18 protein-coding genes are annotated in these 18,198 nt (G+C 37.5%); 10 read left to right on the forward strand and 8 right to left on the reverse strand.

The genetic code is table 11. The annotated features are described in order from the left end of the window. Nucleotides 1–71: 71 nt before the first annotated feature. Nucleotides 72–518: a DNA polymerase III subunit chi gene (locus ACFIKO_RS01240; protein WP_375619423.1), complete on the reverse strand. Its 447-nt coding sequence runs from the start codon at nucleotides 516–518 to the stop codon at nucleotides 72–74. 397 nt (nucleotides 519–915) lie between these two features. Here ACFIKO_RS01240 and lptF point away from each other — a divergent pair, with 397 nt between their 5' ends. From lptF to rsmA, 6 genes are all read left to right on the forward strand, one after another. Then, nucleotides 916–2,106, forward strand: a complete 1,191-nt coding sequence (lptF, locus tag ACFIKO_RS01245) for an LPS export ABC transporter permease LptF (protein WP_375673088.1) — start codon at nucleotides 916–918, stop codon at nucleotides 2,104–2,106. Next, on the forward strand, nucleotides 2,103–3,194 hold the full coding sequence (lptG, locus tag ACFIKO_RS01250) for an LPS export ABC transporter permease LptG (RefSeq protein WP_375673089.1): 1,092 nt from the start codon (nucleotides 2,103–2,105) through the stop codon (nucleotides 3,192–3,194). The genes lptF and lptG overlap by 4 nt, the downstream gene beginning before the upstream one ends. Beyond that, nucleotides 3,195–5,555 (forward strand): LPS-assembly protein LptD, encoded by a 2,361-nt coding sequence (locus ACFIKO_RS01255; RefSeq protein WP_375673090.1) that lies wholly within the window; start codon nucleotides 3,195–3,197, stop codon nucleotides 5,553–5,555. A 109-nt stretch (nucleotides 5,556–5,664) separates the two neighbouring features. Then, nucleotides 5,665–6,621 carry a SurA N-terminal domain-containing protein gene (locus ACFIKO_RS01260; RefSeq protein ID WP_375619420.1) on the forward strand — a complete coding sequence of 319 codons (957 nt, stop codon included), beginning with the start codon at nucleotides 5,665–5,667 and terminating at the stop codon, nucleotides 6,619–6,621. Further along, nucleotides 6,621–7,634 (forward strand): 4-hydroxythreonine-4-phosphate dehydrogenase PdxA, encoded by a 1,014-nt coding sequence (gene pdxA / locus ACFIKO_RS01265; protein WP_375619419.1) that lies wholly within the window; start codon nucleotides 6,621–6,623, stop codon nucleotides 7,632–7,634. Before ACFIKO_RS01260 ends, pdxA begins: the two co-directional genes overlap by 1 nt. Continuing rightward, entirely contained in the window at nucleotides 7,625–8,455 is an 831-nt protein-coding gene (gene rsmA / locus ACFIKO_RS01270; protein WP_273788483.1) for a 16S rRNA (adenine(1518)-N(6)/adenine(1519)-N(6))-dimethyltransferase RsmA, read from the forward strand. Before pdxA ends, rsmA begins: the two co-directional genes overlap by 10 nt. Before the next feature lie 30 nt (nucleotides 8,456–8,485). Here the strand turns inward: rsmA and gmk are convergent, their stop codons facing one another. From gmk to ACFIKO_RS01305, 7 genes are all read right to left on the reverse strand, one after another. After that, entirely contained in the window at nucleotides 8,486–9,163 is a 678-nt protein-coding gene (gene gmk, locus ACFIKO_RS01275; protein WP_375619418.1) for a guanylate kinase, read from the reverse strand. Nucleotides 9,164–9,461: 298 nt separating this feature from the next. Further along, a complete protein-coding gene (gene mltG, locus ACFIKO_RS01280) occupies nucleotides 9,462–10,571 on the reverse strand; it encodes an endolytic transglycosylase MltG (protein ID WP_375619417.1) in 1,110 nt (369 codons plus the stop codon). Nucleotides 10,572–10,667: 96 nt separating this feature from the next. After that, nucleotides 10,668–11,930 (reverse strand): beta-ketoacyl-ACP synthase II, encoded by a 1,263-nt coding sequence (gene fabF, locus ACFIKO_RS01285; protein ID WP_375619416.1) that lies wholly within the window; start codon nucleotides 11,928–11,930, stop codon nucleotides 10,668–10,670. 101 nt (nucleotides 11,931–12,031) lie between these two features. Next, complete coding sequence (locus tag ACFIKO_RS01290; protein WP_004860281.1) at nucleotides 12,032–12,268, reverse strand: acyl carrier protein; 237 nt, start codon at nucleotides 12,266–12,268, stop codon at nucleotides 12,032–12,034. Between the two features lie 261 nt (nucleotides 12,269–12,529). Further along, nucleotides 12,530–13,267, reverse strand: a complete 738-nt coding sequence (gene fabG, locus ACFIKO_RS01295; RefSeq protein WP_012754961.1) for a 3-oxoacyl-[acyl-carrier-protein] reductase — start codon at nucleotides 13,265–13,267, stop codon at nucleotides 12,530–12,532. A 19-nt stretch (nucleotides 13,268–13,286) separates the two neighbouring features. Then, entirely contained in the window at nucleotides 13,287–14,231 is a 945-nt protein-coding gene (gene fabD, locus ACFIKO_RS01300) for an ACP S-malonyltransferase (protein WP_375619415.1), read from the reverse strand. A gap of 77 nt (nucleotides 14,232–14,308) precedes the next feature. Beyond that, a complete protein-coding gene (locus ACFIKO_RS01305; RefSeq protein ID WP_375673091.1) occupies nucleotides 14,309–14,896 on the reverse strand; it encodes an undecaprenyl-diphosphatase in 588 nt (195 codons plus the stop codon). A 329-nt stretch (nucleotides 14,897–15,225) separates the two neighbouring features. Between ACFIKO_RS01305 and rpsF the strand changes: the two genes are divergently transcribed. From rpsF to rplI, 4 genes are all read left to right on the forward strand, one after another. After that, on the forward strand, nucleotides 15,226–15,633 hold the full coding sequence (gene rpsF / locus ACFIKO_RS01310; RefSeq protein ID WP_273788489.1) for a 30S ribosomal protein S6: 408 nt from the start codon (nucleotides 15,226–15,228) through the stop codon (nucleotides 15,631–15,633). After that, the gene (rpsR, locus tag ACFIKO_RS01315; RefSeq protein WP_005773744.1) at nucleotides 15,633–15,881 is read left to right on the forward strand and encodes a 30S ribosomal protein S18; all 249 of its coding nucleotides are present in this window, start codon (nucleotides 15,633–15,635) and stop codon (nucleotides 15,879–15,881) included. Before rpsF ends, rpsR begins: the two co-directional genes overlap by 1 nt. 163 nt (nucleotides 15,882–16,044) lie before the next feature. Then, a complete protein-coding gene (locus ACFIKO_RS01320; RefSeq protein ID WP_375673092.1) occupies nucleotides 16,045–17,025 on the forward strand; it encodes a hypothetical protein in 981 nt (326 codons plus the stop codon). A gap of 25 nt (nucleotides 17,026–17,050) precedes the next feature. Then, the gene (gene rplI, locus ACFIKO_RS01325; protein WP_375673093.1) at nucleotides 17,051–17,647 is read left to right on the forward strand and encodes a 50S ribosomal protein L9; all 597 of its coding nucleotides are present in this window, start codon (nucleotides 17,051–17,053) and stop codon (nucleotides 17,645–17,647) included. Nucleotides 17,648–18,198 lie beyond the last annotated feature (551 nt).

An 18,198-nucleotide genomic window follows, 5' to 3' on the forward strand; every position in this document is an offset into this window, starting at 1 on the left:
CGCAATAAAAAGCGCTGGATTTACTATTCCTATCAATCCTATAAAAATCAGAACAACAGAGATGAGGCGCATTAAACCTGTTTTTCCCAACAACGATCTTCAGTCTGTTGCCAATACGTTAAATTATGATTTTCCATTTTATATTTTTTCCACTGTGCACGAACAAGACTCAACTGCTCATCATCTCTACCATCAAATATCACAACAAGCCGTTGATAAGTATCAATATTCGAACATACGGCTCCCTCTATGAGAAAACGAATCTTTGAATCATTCGGATTTTCTTGTCCTGTCGTCAGAAATACAGGCTGAAAGTTTGAATATTGATCACACTCAGTTCCATGTCCAATAAATGATTCATCCGCATAAACCCATAAATGCATATCCATAGAATCGCGTTGTTCTTCACTTACACATTGTATTGTTACCTTACCAAAACGAGCCAATGCACGCTCTACAAGCGTTGGCAAAATATCTTTCAGCGTTGACTGCGACAAATGATAGAATAGAATATCCAACCTCTTAAGCCCTCATCACTCTTTATAAAAAGCTAACATCTTTTTTAGAGAAACTTCCATACCCACAGTATAAAAGGAAACGGTTCAAGATATAAACCCTCTTTTTTGATTGAGATGCATTATCTTTTTGCACGTGTCTTTAAAAGACAAAAAATTTTAATTTCAACGTTAATAAAAATTTTTTTAAGTTATTTTCTAGATTCTTTGTAGACTATAGTTGAAAATAAAATATAATGTACGGAAAATTTAAAGAGGACCTCATAGGCAATTTTATATTATTTATTTGGTTAAAATATCCAATTCATAGAAGGATATTTTTTCGAACTTTATTACATTTTAACCGAAAGCAGTAAAAATATTTGCTATCGAATTAAAGACTGAGGATTTTCCCCAATTTATGCGTATTATTGAGTTCTACATCCTGAAACGTGTCCTTGTTTTGTTTAGTTCTGTTATGATTGCAGCAGTGGGCGTTAGTTGGACAGTACAAATTCTCGCACGGATAAACTTTCTCACAACAAGTAAACAAACACTCCTCACAGTCTTAGAATTTTCACTCTCATTGGTTCCTTCTGTTGTTTTTCTTGTCATTCCATTTGCATTAGTGATCGCAATTACAACCATCCTTTCAGCAATGCATCAAGACTCAGAACTTGCTGTCATCAATGCCTCTGGTTTTCCTAAAAGTACTGTTTGGAAACCTATTCTTCTTCTTGCTATTGTTGCATCCTGTATCTCCTTTTCTATAGCTAATTTTGTTGTTCCTCAAGCGCGTCTTCATATGCGACAAATGCTAGCAAGCGCTCATTTTGATCTTATTAATCTATTCATTAATGAAGGAAGCTTCCAAAAACTCGCCAATAACCTTTACATAGAAATTGGCGAACGAAATCCAAATGGAACACTTGAACGCCTTTTCATTGCCGACCAGCGTGATCCTAAGACTGATCTTTTTTATTATGCAACAGACGCATCCATTGTGAGCAATAAAAACGGTAGTTTTTTGGTTCTCAATAACGGTGAAATAGAAAGAGTCAACCATCAGAATAACAATGTTTCAATCGTTCAGTTTAGCTCATATACTTTTAGCCTAGGAGAGTTTATCCCCAGTGATAAAGCACCTACTCTTTATCCAAAAGATCGATCTCTTTCTTATTTACAAAATCCTGATCCAAAAGATCCCTACTATCAACGAAAACCACTCCAATATAAAGCTGAGTTTCACCGCAGATTAACACAATGGCTCTACCCTATTGTTTTTTCACTTATTGCATTAGCAGCAGCAGGAGATGTAAGCTCCCATCGACAAGCTCGTCATTCCGAAAATTTCTCGGCAATTGCCCTTTCTTTTCTGGTGTATTGGATAGGATATTTTTTCGCAGAAAAAGCAAAGAACGATCTTGCATACGTTCCTCTCCTTTATATTATGCCCATAGGGACAAGTGCGTTTGTCTTTTTTATGCTTTTAACGAATCATAAAATTGGGCTCCCCACAAAAGTTAATGAGATTATTCAAATCGCTTTTCAAAAAGTAATGAACAAATTTGAACATCGAAAATCTCAAGATTCCTCGGATGAAACATCATGATTGGGTGGACACTTGGACGATACTTTTTTATACGTTATCTTAAAATAACTTGTTATTTCTGGGGAAGCATTTTTGTTCTTGCTCTTTTAATCGATTTCACAGAGAACTCCGGTAGGCTATCCTCCATTCCACATCATACAGCAAAAGATGTATTTTTCCTCTCTGTTTTACGCATCCCTTTTATCATGCAACAACTTATCCCTTTCATTGCACTCTTTTCTGCAATGGCAACACTTATCTCGCTCAACAAAAAACTTGAACTTGTGGTGACTCGTTCAATCGGTGTTTCTGCATGGCAATTTCTTATGCCAGCTTGTTTGGGAGCTTTTCTTTTGGGATTATTTTCAATTCTCCTCATTAATCCACTTGCTGCATGGGGATTTTCTCAAGCAGAAAAAAAGATGACTGAATGGCGCAATAACAATGTACTAACACCTCTTCATAATACAGGTATCCACTGGTTAACACAACGTACAAATTTAGGCAGAACAACCATTGGTGCTAAATTTATCACCGACCAAGGACTTTCTCTTCTCGATGCAACCTTTGTACAATACAAGGACAACGCAACCGTCAAAAATTGGATTAACACCCCAAAAGCAACCTTGACTAATGGATCTTGGCTATTAACAAACGGAACAATCTATAAAATAGGGCATCCTCCTGAAAAATTTACCGTGTTGCAAATAAAAACCAATCTAAAACCTGAATTTTTAACGGAACGTTTAGCGAATCCCGCGACTATTCCATTTTACCAATTGCCAAAAAAAATTATGATTGCACGTTCATTTGGCTATTCTGCTAATAATTTTGATATGTATTTCCAATCTTTGATTGCATTACCGGCATTGCTTGTGGCAATGACCCTCATTGCAGCAACTGTATCTTTAAATTTTACGCGTTTCGGACAATCTAGAACGTTGATTCTTGGTGGAGTAATAGCTGGGTTTATGCTTTATGTTATTTCCGTACTTGTTCAAGCTTTTGGTAATGCTGGATATATTCCACCAATTATTGCAGCTTGGACACCCGTTGTTATTGCGTTATTCTTAGGAATCTCTTTTTTACTTCATAAAGAGGATGGCTAAGTGAAAGCATTAACACTTAAAAAAATTATTTTAAAAAAATTAAGTGCTCTCGCTTTTAAAAGTGTTATGGGGGTTATTTTAGGAGGCGCTTTGTCTTATTGTGCGCACGCTCAAAGCCTTATGTCTCCTTCTCAAAGTCGCATTCGAAATCCGGAACGTCCTCTTTTGCTCTCTGCGGATGAACTCATCTACAATCGTGATGAAAACACTGTTTCTGCACAAGGTAATGTCCAAATCGAATATGATGGCAATAAAGTTGTCGCTCAAAAAATTATTTACAATCAAAAAACAGGACGGCTTATAGCACAAGGGAACGTTGAAATTACTGAAAAGGATGGTAATAAAATTTATTCCAACCAAATTGATATGACCAAAGATCTTGGCGAGGGTTTTGTAAACGCCTTACGTATTGATACAGCCAACAATGTTCACTTTTCAGCCCAAAATGCTACACGCAAAAACAATCACATAACAGTCTTTGAAAATGCAACCTATACAGCCTGTGAACCTTGCTCTTATAAACCAGATAGAGACGTCCTATGGAAAATTAAAGCAAGAAAGATCATATGGAATAATAGCATCAAAAAAATTCGGTTTGAAAATAGCAGTTTTGAAGTTTTTGGTGTCCCGATTATAAAATTTCCAAATTTTGAGATCTATGATCCAACTGTCAGGCGTGCTAGCGGTCTGCTTACTCCTCATTTTTTTTATACTGATTATCTCGGTATGGGGATAAAGAATTCTTATTTTTGGAATCTCGCCCCTCACTATGATTTTACCCTTTCTTCTACCGTTTATACCCAACAAGGGCTTTTAACCGAAGGAGAATGGCGTCAACGTTTTAAAATGGGCAGTTATAATATTCGCTTTGCTCATATATACCAAATGAAACGGCATAGATTTGATAATGATACGATTGACGCACAGCATAAAAACCGTTATATGCTGGCAACAAAAGGGGACTTTCGTATTAATTCACACTGGACTTATGGATGGGATATTCTTGCACAATCAGATCGGCATTTTAGTCGTGCCTATAAACTTGAAAACTATAGCAATCCTACACAACTTTCTCAGATCTATCTGAATGGTCTTGCAGGAAAAAATTATTTTGATATGCGTTTTTATCATTTTAAAGTTCAAGATTCAATATTGAATGATCCTCATTATGAACGTCACTCTCGGCAAGCTTGGGTCCTACCGCGCATCGATTATTTTTTCACACCAGATGAACCCATTTATAATGGAGAGCTTACCTTCCATAGTAATATGCAATCAATTTATCGTCGTCATACTGACTTCAGTTCTACCGACCAAAACGGAAACCCGTTCAACATAGTAAGACTTTCTGGTATGGCTGGAAACAGTTTGCGTTTAACAAACGAGCTTCAGTGGAAAAAGCGCTTCAACACGCACAACGGACTCATCTTAACCCCCCTTCTCTCTCTACGAGCTGATATCATTACAACCAATGCAAGCGAAAATTATACAGCTTCTACAGAAAACAATTCCTCATCCGCAATTCATGGTTCAACAATTCGTGGCATGGCAACAGCAGGGTTAGAACTACGCTATCCCTTCCTTATTACAGCGGATCATTCTACACATATTATAGAACCAACCGCACAAATTTTTATACGCAATAATGAACAATATATTGGACAAATTCCTAATGAAGATGCTCAAAGCTTTGTCTTTGATGCAACCACTCTCTTTCAACGAGATAAATTTTCTGGTTATGATCGTGTAGAAGGTGGCACAAGAGCCAATATAGGTCTAAGATATTCTGGAAGCTTTAATGACAATTGGTCTCTTTATGGTCTTGTTGGACAATCCTTTCATCTAGCAGGAAAGAATTCTTTTGCAGAAAAGGACTTTGTCAATGTCGGTATTCATTCTAGCTTAGAGGCAAAACGTTCAGACTATGTTGCAATGTTTGGTGCAACCCATAAAAGTGGTTTTTCCTTAGAAACGCGTGGACGCTTTGATAAAAAAACAGGAAAAATCCGCCGTAGTGAAATCGAAGCATCACAAAAATGGCAAAATTTTTGGGCGGCTCTACAATATGCCTATATCGCAAAGCAACCAGATTATGAATATCCTCAAGAGCGCCAAGAAATTTCTTTTCAAACAGGACTTAAACTGGCAGATTATTGGTCTATTAATAGCAACGCCGGTTATGATTTAGTATCTGGTACATTTGTAAAGCGAGGAATTAGCTTGAATTATACAGATGAATGTTTCGGGTTAACATTCGGTTATCAACAGGTAACGAATCCAGGCAGGAAAACACCCTTGCAAAACTTTAATTTCTCTCTTTCATTGCGTACGATTGCAGATATCGGAAAAAAGATAGATTAATTTATAAAGAGAATGTATCAGTCATTTAACTTATCATTGTTTTTATGAAAAAAAACGTATATTTTGAGTAACTGATAAGAATTGATAAACAATGCGAAAGCCTATTCACATGAATAAATTGAAAAAGCGTGTTCTTGCTTTATTTTATATTGCGTCTTTGAGCATAAGTAGCCTGCTAATAAATGAATTTTTGATTCCAACGGTCTTTGCGCAGACTTCTATTGTTGTTACAGTTAATGGCAACCCCATCACAAATTATGATATACAAAGGCGCCTAGCTTTTCTCAGATTACAACAAAGGCAAGGCAATTTGGTGGCCCAGGCTAAAAAAGAGCTTATCGATGAAACGCTAAAAAATATTGAAATAAAACGTCGTAATATTGAAGTAAGTAATGATGAAGTTGATAGAGCTTTTGAGAATTTTGCGACACAAAATAATATGACGATTGATCAGCTCAACCAGATTTTGATCCAAACTGAGATCACTGTGCAACACTTTAAAGATTACATCCGTGGACAAATAGGATGGGGGCGTCTTGTTAGTGCACGCTATCAAGCTGAAACAGGTATGATTAGTGAACAAGAAGCTGTACGCAGGATATTAAAAAATGGTGGTGTAAAACCTTCAACCAATGAATATACATTACAGCGAATTGTTTTTGTCATTCCTGCACATCGTCGTTCAGAAATTTTTGAAAGACGTCAAAGAGAAGCAAGCAATTTTCGCGCACATTTCCGTGGATGTGCCAATGCTCACAATCAAGCAAGAGGTATTTTAGACGTTACTATCCGCCACTTAGGAAAGTTTCTGGAGCCCCAACTTCCCAATGCATGGGAACAAGCTATTCTTGCAACGCCTGCTGGAAAAATGACAAAATTACAAGAAACATCTGATGGAATCGAAGCAATTGCTGTCTGCAAAATAAAAAGAGTTTCTGATGATTATGTCGCTCGACTGATATTTTCTCTTCAAGATAGTAAAAAAAGAAGCCCGCAAAAACTTGAAGAATTAAGCGACAAATATTTAGGAGAACTGCGGCGAGTGGCACGCATTCAAAATTCATAATGGCTGCTCTTATTGTTAGCGGTGGTGATCCTGCTGGAATTGGTCCTGAAATAGTACTAAAAGCGTGGAATTTGCGTGTTACGCGCCAAGTTCCACCTTTTGTGCTTCTTGCTGATCCAGATGTTATTCGTTCGCGCGCTCGTTTTTTACAGATTGATGTTGAGGTGCAATCTGTTTTAATCAATAATTCCGCAAAAAATTTTCAAAATGCTCTTCCTATCATACCGTTAAAAAACAAACAAAGTGACCAATTAGGTATACCTTCATCGAATAATGCCGCTGGAATCATTGAAGCAATTCAACGCTGTGTTCAATTGATTCAAAATGGCCATGCATGTGCACTTATCACTTGTCCTATTGCAAAAAAGAATCTTTATGATGCCGGTTTTCAATTTCCAGGTCATACAGAATTTTTAGCCGATTTAGCCCATAAAGCTTTTCATAAATGTTACCATCCAGTTATGATGTTAGCAGGACCTCGATTAAAAACAGTACCAATAACTGTTCATATTCCATTTAAAAATGTTCCTTCACAGCTTACCCGTGATTTAATTATTCAAACGGTACTTATTACTGAATGTGACTTAAAAACACGGTTTAAAATAACGTCACCCCGACTAGCTGTTGCTGGTCTTAATCCTCATGCTGGAGAAGGAGGTGCAATGGGAAAAGAAGATATTGAAGTTATCACTCCTGCTATTGAATATCTTAAAAAGAAAGGACTCAATATTGCAGGACCGCTGCCTGCCGACACAATGTTCCATGAATGCGCAAGAAAGGCATATGACGTTGCCATTTGTATGTATCATGATCAAGCCCTTATCCCTGTTAAAACATTAGACTTTGATAGTACTGTTAATGTCACGTTAGGTCTCCCTTTTATTCGCACGTCTCCAGATCACGGAACTGCTTTTGACATTGCTGATAAAGGGATAGCCTCTCCCGAAAGCTTTATTGCTGCTCTTAAACTTGCAAATCAACTTGCCGAAAATAGTTTAATACCATGCCAATAGATAATCTCCCTCCTCTACGTGAGGTCATTGATATATATGGATTACAAGCGCATAAATCTTTGGGGCAAAATTTTCTTTTTGATCTTAATTTAACATCTAAAATTGCTCATCACGCAGGTAATATAGAAGGAAAACCTGTTCTTGAAATTGGTCCTGGTCCTGGAGGTCTCACACGTGCCTTGCTAGCAAAGGGCGCCATTGTAACAGCAATAGAACGCGATGAACGCTGCATACCAGCTCTCTTAGAAATAGAAAAACACTATCCTAAAAAATTAAAAATTATTTGTAATGATGCACTGAAGCAAGACTTCTCAAAACTCTTTGAAACAAGCCCAGAAAAACCTCGCATTATTGCAAATCTTCCCTATAATATTGGGACACAACTCTTATTAAATTGGCTTTTGACTGAACCATGGCCTCCTTTTTATGAATCAATGACATTGATGTTTCAACGTGAAGTTGCCAAACGGATTACAGCTAAACCTCAATCTACTCATTATGGACGTCTTAGTGTCTTAACTGGCTGGCGTACCACTGCTAAAATTGCTTTTGATGTGCCCCCTCAAGCCTTCATACCAATACCTAAAGTAACTTCTTCCGTTGTTCATATTATTCCGCGAATACAACCTCTTGCCTGCTCTGCACAAAAACTAAGCCTCGTCACAAAAACCGCCTTTGGACAAAGACGAAAAATGCTTCGTCAAAATCTCAAAACACTTGGAGGTGAAGTGCTGTTAGAAAAAGCTGGAATTGATGGAACACGCCGTGCTGAAACGCTATCGGTTTCAGAATTTGTAACTTTAGCGCATCTAGTGCTCTAAAAAACTGCACTTTTTGTTATGCAACCTTTTTTAATCAAGACATTTATCGATCTTTTCAGCAATAAGCCCATCAACAAAAGAGTCAAGATAAGAACAGCGCTTGCGTTTTACGGTTTCAGCTAAATAAATTGATTTAATAAAAGATAAAGACTGATCTAAATCTTCGTTAATCACAACATAATCATAAGAACGCCAATGCGTTAACTCCGTTCGTGCATTTTCCAATCGTAAATTGATAATATCTTGACTATCTTCTGCTCGACGATGTAAACGCGAAACAAGCTCTTTCATTGATGGTGGAAGAATAAAAACAGATACAGTGTCTCCTAGCATCTTTTTTTGCAGCTGCTCGGTACCTTGATAATCAATATCAAATAACATATCACGGCCAGCACTCAATGCTTTTTCAACAGTTTCATGTAAAGTGCCATAATAATTTCCGTGAACTTCTGCCCATTCAATAAATTCATCTCTATCACGCTTATATTCAAACTCTTCCTTTGAAATAAAGTGATAATGCAGTCCATCTACTTCACTAGGACGCCTTTTCCTTGTGGTCATACTTACGGAAAGCTCTAATTGTCCATCTTTTAGAAGTAATCGAGAAATTGTTGATTTACCAGCACCTGAAGGTGAAGAGAGAATAAATAAAAAACCGCGGCGTTGATTTATTTTTATAGCACTCAATTTACTTTCAAAGACTGTCATTACATCACTCTACTTTGTTCATAAATGTTTCTCCAAAATTTGAATTATACATTATCTCAACCTTTCCCCTAATCAATGTGTTTTCTTAGCAGTTCTCAATGTTATTCTGCTCTTTTTTGAGATAAGTTATTAGCAGTGTATTCACTGCTTTCTTAAATATTTTTATCCATACGCTAATCCCACTTGTGACAGACAAGAAAATGATTTTTATCATTCTCATAAAAAGTTTAAAGAGAAAATTTTTACGATATTTTGCATTCTCATTTACGATGCAAAAAGATGTGTTATCATTATAAATTCAATGTCTCGCCTTTAATTCTCGCCACTTGCGAACATTCATATTATGTTCCTCTAAAGTTCGAGAAAAAACATGTCCTCCTGAACCATCCGCAACAAAATAAAGTGCATCACTGCTTGGTGGATGTGCCACCGCTTTCAAAGAATCTCGACCTGGATTTGCAATAGCTGTTGGAGGCAAACCATTAATTTTATAAGTATTATATGGTGTTTCCTTCTCAAGATCTGAACGATAAATTGCACGACCTGATGGTTTTCCTTTTCCTCCAAAGAGACCATAAATGACTGTTGGATCCGATTGAAGACGCATATGCTTTGTAAGGCGGTTATAAAATACCGCAGCAACCATTGGTCTTTCTGCTGCAATTCCCGTTTCTTTCTCAACAATTGAGGCTAGTATAACAAATTCATCAATTGATTTAATGGGTAAATCAGGTGAACGTGTAGCCCATATAGCATGAATTAATTTTGTCTGCCCTTCACGCAACCTGTTTACAATCTCTTTACGCGTTGTCCCCCGAATAAAACGAACAGTATCCGTCATTAAACAGCCCTCTGGAGGCAAAATTTTTGGAAGGTCTCCAATCAAAATTTCATTCGCAGCTAATCGATCGAAAACTTGCTGAACCGTTAAACCTTCAGGTACTGTAAATGTATACTCAATAGATTTTCCTTTCACAAGAATATCCATAATATCCTGCATCGAGGAATGAGCCGGAATTAAATATTCACCAGCCTTCAGATGCGTTGTTTTTTGATGATAACCAACCCCATAAACAAAAATATCTGATGATCGAATGAAACCACGTTTTTCTAGCAATGAAGCAATTTCACGAATTCCCGTGCCAGGATGGATAAGAACAATTTGTTCTTCCTCAATTTTTCCCTTTTCTTCAAAAATACTTTTTCCAATATAAAGAGGAATACTTATGGCGAAAAGAATAACCACAATCAGCATAAGAAAAAAATGACCGAGAATAACCAACGGATTACGGACGATAGATGATTTCTTTCGTTTTTTATGTACTAACATGTCATAACTATCTGCTAAATGATTCGAAGAGGAATCACTTACGTCCTTTAATGATTTTCCTTTTTTCACATCGGACATAACCCCTCAATAGCGATTAAGGACAATATTATAATTTCTCATTCACCTTATAACAAAGTAGAAAACTCAAAAGCAGAAATTAAATAAAAATACTTATTATCCCCTAAAACGTCGCATCACCAACGATGCATTTGTCCCGCCAAATCCGAAAGAATTAGAAAGAATCGTATCAATCTTTCGTTCACGCGGTTTGTGTGGTACAAGATCGATTTTCGTTTCAATCGATGGATTGTCAAGATTAAGTGTCGCTGGAGCTATATTATCCCGTATAGCTAGAACAGAAAAAATAGCCTCAGCAGCACCGGCGGCACCAAGTAAATGCCCGATAGATGATTTCGTTGATGACATGGATACTTGTGGTGCATAATTCCCTAAAACACGCTCAACAGCTGATAGCTCTATGGAATCAGCCATCGTTGATGTACCGTGAGCATTAATATAATCAAGTTCACTCACATTCACTTGTGCACGCTTAAGAGCAGCCATCATACTACGCTGAGCCCCTTCACCACTTTCTGAAGGCGCTGTAATGTGGTAAGCGTCACCAGATAAACCATAGCCAATAACCTCAGCATAAATACGCGCTCCTCGTTTTTTGGCGTGTTCCAGCTCTTCTAAAACAACAATTGCTGCTCCTTCCCCCATCACAAAACCATCACGATCAGCATCATAAGGACGAGATGCCCGTTCAGGATCATCATTGCGACAAGTAGAAAGAGCTCTACAAGCTGCAAAACCTGCAAGAGATATCCGATTTATCGGAGACTCGGTCCCCCCTGCCACCATGACATCTGCATCACCAAACATAATCAAACGTGCTGCATCACCAATCGCATGCGCCCCTGTCGAACAAGCCGTTACAACAGAATGATTAGGCCCCCGTAAACCATATTGAATAGACACATAACCAGAAGCAAGATTAATCAAACGACCTGGAATAAAAAAAGGAGAAACCCGACGAGGTCCCTTATCACGAAGCGTATAACCAGCTTCAACAATGCCCTCAACTCCCCCAATTCCCGAACCAATTAACACACCTGTACAAATCTGATCTTCATCACTCTTAGGAAACCATTCGGCATCTGCAAGCGCTTGGTTAGCAGCAGCCATTGCATAAACAATAAATGCATCAACTTTACGTTGCTCTTTAGGTTCCATATACAAATCAGCATTATAGGTCCCCTCTGTTCCATCCCCTACGGGGATACGCGCAGCAATCTGGCATGGCAAATCTGACACATCAAACTCAGTGATACGTCGGACACCACTTCTTCCTTCAAGAAGTCGTTTCCAACTATATTCAATATTACCAGCTAATGGAGATACTAATCCTAAACCAGTAACAACAACACGTCTCATAACTTCTAACCTTGAACTAAACTTCACCTCTCAAAGCTCTCTTTTCAAAAGAGCTCCGAAGAATATAGGCAAAAGCAATTTATGCCTTTGCCCTTTAGTAATCATGCAGAAGCTTTATCAATGAACTTGACTGCATCACCAACTGTGAAAATCGTTTCAGCAGCTTCATCTGGAATTTCTACCCCAAACTCTTCTTCAAAAGCCATAACGAGTTCAACCGTATCAAGGCTATCAGCTCCTAGATCATCGATAAAGCTTGCATTTTCTACAACTTTATCAGCATTAACCCCAAGATGTTCCACAATAATTTTCTTAACGCGCTCTACTGTATCACTCATGTTGAAATCCTCGAATTTATATTTTCCTATAATTTGGTTAACTATATCGGCTCATCTAATCAAGCAATAGATGCATTACTTTAAAAGATTTTAGCAATGATTTAAAACATCCTGTGGATATCCCCTACAAAATGAACCAATCTGACATTGCGACATCAATTGATCAACGGTCATGTTAAAGAAATAGATGCATCTTTCTATTTCAATCGTTACTATCTAAAATAATACAACTCATAAATCAATGTGGAATAAAATAAATACTCAAATCATTGCCATTCCACCATTGATATGGAGTGTTTGACCTGTCGTATAGGCTGCTTCATCGCTTGCTAAATAAATAGCAGCAGCGGCTATTTCTTGCCCACTTCCCATACGCTTCATTGGAATCGCAGCCATAATGGCCTCTTTTTGCTTTTCATTAAGCTTGTCTGTCATTGCAGATTTAATAAATCCTGGAGCAATACAATTGACAGTGATGTTTCGCGAAGCAATTTCTTGTGCCAATGCTTTAGAAAAACCTATCAAGCCTGCTTTTGCAGCACAATAATTCGTTTGTCCAGGATTTCCCACAACACCAACAACAGATGTAATGTTAATAATCCTTCCATAACGGCGGCGCATCATAGAATGTATTAATTCACGCGTCAAAAGAGAAGCTGCTGTTAGATTAACTTCTAAAACATCATCCCAGTCTTTGTCTTGCATACGCACAAAAAGACCATCCCTAGTGATTCCCGCATTGTTAACCAAAATATCGACACCATCCATTTCTCTTTCTGCAACTTCAGCCAATTGTTTAATCGATTGGCGTTCAGAAAGATTAGCGGGAAATACAAAAACATTCTGCCCTAATTCTGCCGCCACTTCTCTAAGCTTTTCTTCACGTGTTCCATGAAGTCCAACAATGGCTCCTTGTGCATGAAAGCAGCGTGCAATTGCCTCACCAATTCCTCCCGAAGCCCCCGTTACAAGAGCTTTACGTCCTGTTAATCTAAACATTTTTTTAACTCCTTATAGATTAAACGCCAAGCATGCCTAGCGCTGATTCTATTTCATCAACTGTTCCAATTGTTACCCCCTTTATATCTTTGTTAATACGACGCGTTAGACCTGTTAATACTTTTCCAGAACCAACTTCGAAAAGCGTATCAACCCCATTAGCAGCGATCCATTCTATTGTTTCACGCCATCGCACTCTCCCAGTCACTTGTTCAACAAGAAGAGTAGTAATACGCTCTGGATTGCTCTCAGGTGCAACAGAAACATTAGCAATCAAAGGAACAATAGGGGGCATTTTGTTAACAGTCAAAAGTGCTTTCTTCATGGCATCAGCAGCAGGTTGCATTAAAGATGAATGAAAAGGGGCAGAAACTGGAAGAAGAAGTGCACGTTTTGCACCTTTTGTTGATGCAATCTCTACCGCTGTCTCAACTGCTTTTGCTTTACCTGAAATAACAATTTGCCCACCGCCATTATCATTAGCAATCTGACATAGTCCTTCTCCAGAAACAGTTTCGCAAATTTCTTCCACAATGTGCTCTTCCAAACCAATCAGTGCTGCCATAGAACCTTCACCAACCGCGACAGCAGCCTGCATAGCATTGCCACGAATACGCAAAAGTCTTGCCGTATCTGTGAGAGTAAATGTACCAGCAGCACAAAGAGCCGAATATTCGCCTAAAGAATGACCAGCAACAAACTTTACCTTTTCTTCTATACGAAGCCCTAATTGTTTCATCACACGAATGACGGCCATGGATACAGCCATTAATGCCGGTTGTGCATTTGCTGTTAACGTTAAAACATCTGCTGGTCCTTCAAAAATGATCTTTGATAATTTCTCACCCAAAGCATCATCAACTTCCTCGAAAACCATCCGTGCGGCAATAAATTGCTCTGTAAGCGCCTTCCCCATACCAACAAGTTGACTTCCCTGCCCTGGAAAAATAAAAGCTGCACCCATTTATCAACTCCTAAAATTGTACAATTAAATTATTTTCTTTTGACCTTATTCATCCGCACAAATCAAGATAAAGCCCTTTATTTAAAACGAATACCACTCTTAAAATTATATTTTAAAGGCGGAATTTGATATAAAAACTTAGGAAAGTAGGGGGCTATAAACTGAATAACACCCAAACTTATGAAACTTCCTAAAATTGCACCTGCTAAAATATCAAAGGGATAATGTACACCCACAAAGATGCGCGCCCAACAAATCAAGCACAAAAACACCGTGGCAAATTTAAAAGCAACTTTGTATCGGTAAAAATAAAAGTTAGCTGCATAAGATGCAATGGTCAAGGCATGATTACTAGGAAAAGAAGCTGTTGCACGATGTTGAATAAGCGGTGTCGCCAACCCTACCACGAATGGGCGAGGATGGAAATAAAAAAGAGAAATGAGATAACCTACGAAAAGAGCCGCACAAATACTCATGCAAATGCTTAGTACGACACATCGTTCCCTCTCCCCACCACAAAACCACAATGCACAAAGATGGAGAGGAATAATATAAATTAAAAACTTTGCACAAAAAATACTAAACAAAACTACAATCGACCAAGCTTGATGATTGCCGACAAACATTTCAAAGAGTGTAACATCAATCTGGTTTAAAAGGTCCATTTTTCTCTCCTTTATGTTACAGTACTATCTTTTTGTAGAAGAGGGAAATATATCAAGATTTAGCAAATCAATTTTTTTATGTGTATAAACTTGCTATTTTAAAAGATAACCTGTAGATATGAAATATTCGTTGCCGGCACTTTAGCTGGAGGTTGAACGGAGGGCTGTAAAATATCAGTAGGAAATGCCATGTTTCCGGCCTCCCGTGTCTCCGCTCTCGGATGTCTCGAATCGTAAACGCGTCCTTTCTTCTTTGGATTTCCAAAAAAGACAAGTCGCAGAGGCTTTGCGCTAAAACCGGTAAGATTTAATTGAAGAAAGGCAAAACAATGGCTCTTTATGAACATATGTTCCTTGCCCGACAGGACATTACACCGCAGCAAGTTGATGAACTTTTGAGTCTCTACAAAGGTGTCATTGAAGCACATGGTGGAAAAGTTGGGCGTATAGAAAATTGGGGACTTCGTCCTCTTGCTTACCGTATTCGTAAAAACCGTAAAGCTTATTATACCTTGGTCAATATTGATGCACCAGCTTCAGCAATTGCTGAAGTGGAGCGTCAGATGCGTATCAATGAGGATATTTTGCGTTATATGACCATTCGCGTAGAAAAACACGAAAAAGAAAAATCTGCTATGCTCTCACACCTCGATCGCAATAGTCACATTGGACACGATGAAGAACGTCCTCGTTTTCCACGTCGTCAACGTGAAAATGCTATAGAAGGGGTAGAATGATGACTGATACTAATCAAAACTCTGCACGTCGCCCCTTTCATCGTCGTCGTAAAACATGTCCTTTTTCAGGGGCCAATGCTCCAAAAATTGATTATAAAGACATCAAATTGTTACAACGTTATATTTCCGAACGTGGGAAAATTGTTCCTTCACGGATTACTGCTGTTAGTCAGAAAAAACAGCGTGAATTAGCTAATGCTATCAAACGTGCTCGCTTTTTAGGCTTACTTCCGTACGTTATAAAGTAAACGATCCACACGCTAAGCAACTGGAGAGTTTCTCCAGTTGCTTTTCTTATATGGTTTTAAATATGGTTTTAAAAAATAGCTTGTTGCATCCTATGTTAAGCTATTACATGTCAAAGTTGGGGTATTGACACGCCCCTAACTGCAGAAAGCAGGACAGCAATAAATGAAAAAAAATCGTACCTATGAGATATTAATCGGTGTTTTAGCAGGATTATTTGCTGTTGTAATAGGAATGGCAATCATCAGTATTGCAAATATCGCGCCCTTTTTTTCTCTTCTTCTTGGCTGCTTTCTTTCATTGCCAATTTTTATTGTTGCGTTCGGTCAAGGAACATTAGCCAGTCTCATCGCCCTCATAAGTGCCACTGTTGTTCTTATAATAACCACTAATACCTACATTGCTCTTGGCTTTATGTTCTTATTTTTCCTTCCTGCTGTCTATGCTTCTTGGCTTCTTGGGCTTGCACGACCAGCGCAAAAAGAAAACGAACTGATATGGTATCCATTATCATCAGTTATTTTTCATTTAACTAATTTTATCGCTCTTATAGCAACTTTCATTGGGCTCTATGTTCAAACCCGTCCTTCCACACCCGTCATTGCAAAAAAAATCACCGAAAACATAGCACAAACTCTGCAACAATCACAGTCAATAAAAGAAGCCGATATACGCGCTTTTAGTGAGCTTTTAATGACGCATCCAGCAACTTTTACTGCTGTTTCTTTGACTATTTATAGTTTGGTTTTTCTCATTAGTAACCTTTACTTTTCCATGATAGCAGCACAACATATGAAATGGCTGAAAAGACCCCGTGATGATTGGAGCCAAACTCTCCGCCTTCCAATTTCTGGAATTGTTATTTTCATTATTGTTTGCATAGCATCGATGCTTGAGTTGAGCGCTTCTCTTAACTTGAGTACCCGTGTCTTTAGTACTGCATACACTGTCATCATATTAATTAGCGGTCTAGCATATCTTCACAATATTACAAAAGGGGTAAACGGTCGGATTATTATACTTTCTCTTGTTTATATTGCTATTTTAACAATCGTTTTTACTCCACCTATTGTTTTCATGATGCTTTTGATGGGAATTTGGGCTGCTATTCAATATAATTTTCAATCACGCAAAAAACTCCACTAAATTTATTTGTTCGAAAGGAAAAACTATGGATATTATTTTACTTGAGCGCATTCCTCGTCTTGGTCAGATGGGTGATATTGTCTCAGTTAAAGATGGTTATGCGCGTAATTTTCTCTTGCCTCAAGGTAAAGCTTTACGCGCAAATGAATCCAATAAAAAACATTTTGAGATACAACGTGCACAACTTGAAGCACGTAATCTTGAACGCAAAAGCGAAGCGCAAAAAATTGCTGAAAAACTTGATGGACAATCATTCATTGTTGTTCGTTCTGCTGGTGAAACAGGACAACTTTATGGTTCTGTATCAACACGTGATATTGCTGAAATTATAACAGAGGAAGGCTTTTCTATTGGGAGAAATCAAGTCGAACTTAACCATCCAATAAAAATGATCGGTCTTCACACTATCACTCTTAGCTTACATCCTGAGGTTCAAATTTCTGTGATTATTAATGTTGCGCGTTCTACCAGTGAAGCACAACGCCAAGCAGAAGGTGAAACCCTCACTTCTGCTAAAGAAATATATAATATTCAAGAAGAATTATTAGAAGAAAGTCAGGAAGAATTATTGGAAGAAGAAATCAATGACAACGATATAAACAGTTCTCATCAAGAAGCTTAATTGCTATTTTTTCTTTCTGTTTTATATTTTTATTCTATTTTAAATATTGCTCATAAAATACTCACACTTTAAAATTGAGTATTTTATGGCTATCATACATATGGCTATCATACATAAAGAAGCTAATTTTTATGAAAGAGTTAGCAATATATTATTTAAAGGCATTACATGCCGAGAATGATAATATCTCTAAGAGGAAATATCTTTTGTTTCCAGCATATAAAGCAAAAATAATTTAAAGTTCTACCCTTAAGAGTAAGGCTTGTATGAGCGGTAAGTTGATTGTATCCTCACATGATCTGAAATAATTTCAGTTATAAAAGAGTAATTCTACTTACACAGATATTGGAATTTTAAGATCATGTAACTTCAAAATACTTAAATTTAGAGTACCAAAACTTCCACTTTAAAATCACATATTATAAAATAAAATAGATAGACGTTACATAAATAATACACAAATGATAAATGAGCAACGAAAAGAGAGTTTTGAAAAATTATATAATTTTAACTTAAAATGAAGGTTTGTAGCTCTATTCTTTTAATTATAC

Source organism: Bartonella sp. TS82HLJMH (assembly GCF_042193495.1).
GTDB lineage: Bacteria > Pseudomonadota > Alphaproteobacteria > Rhizobiales > Rhizobiaceae > Bartonella > Bartonella grahamii.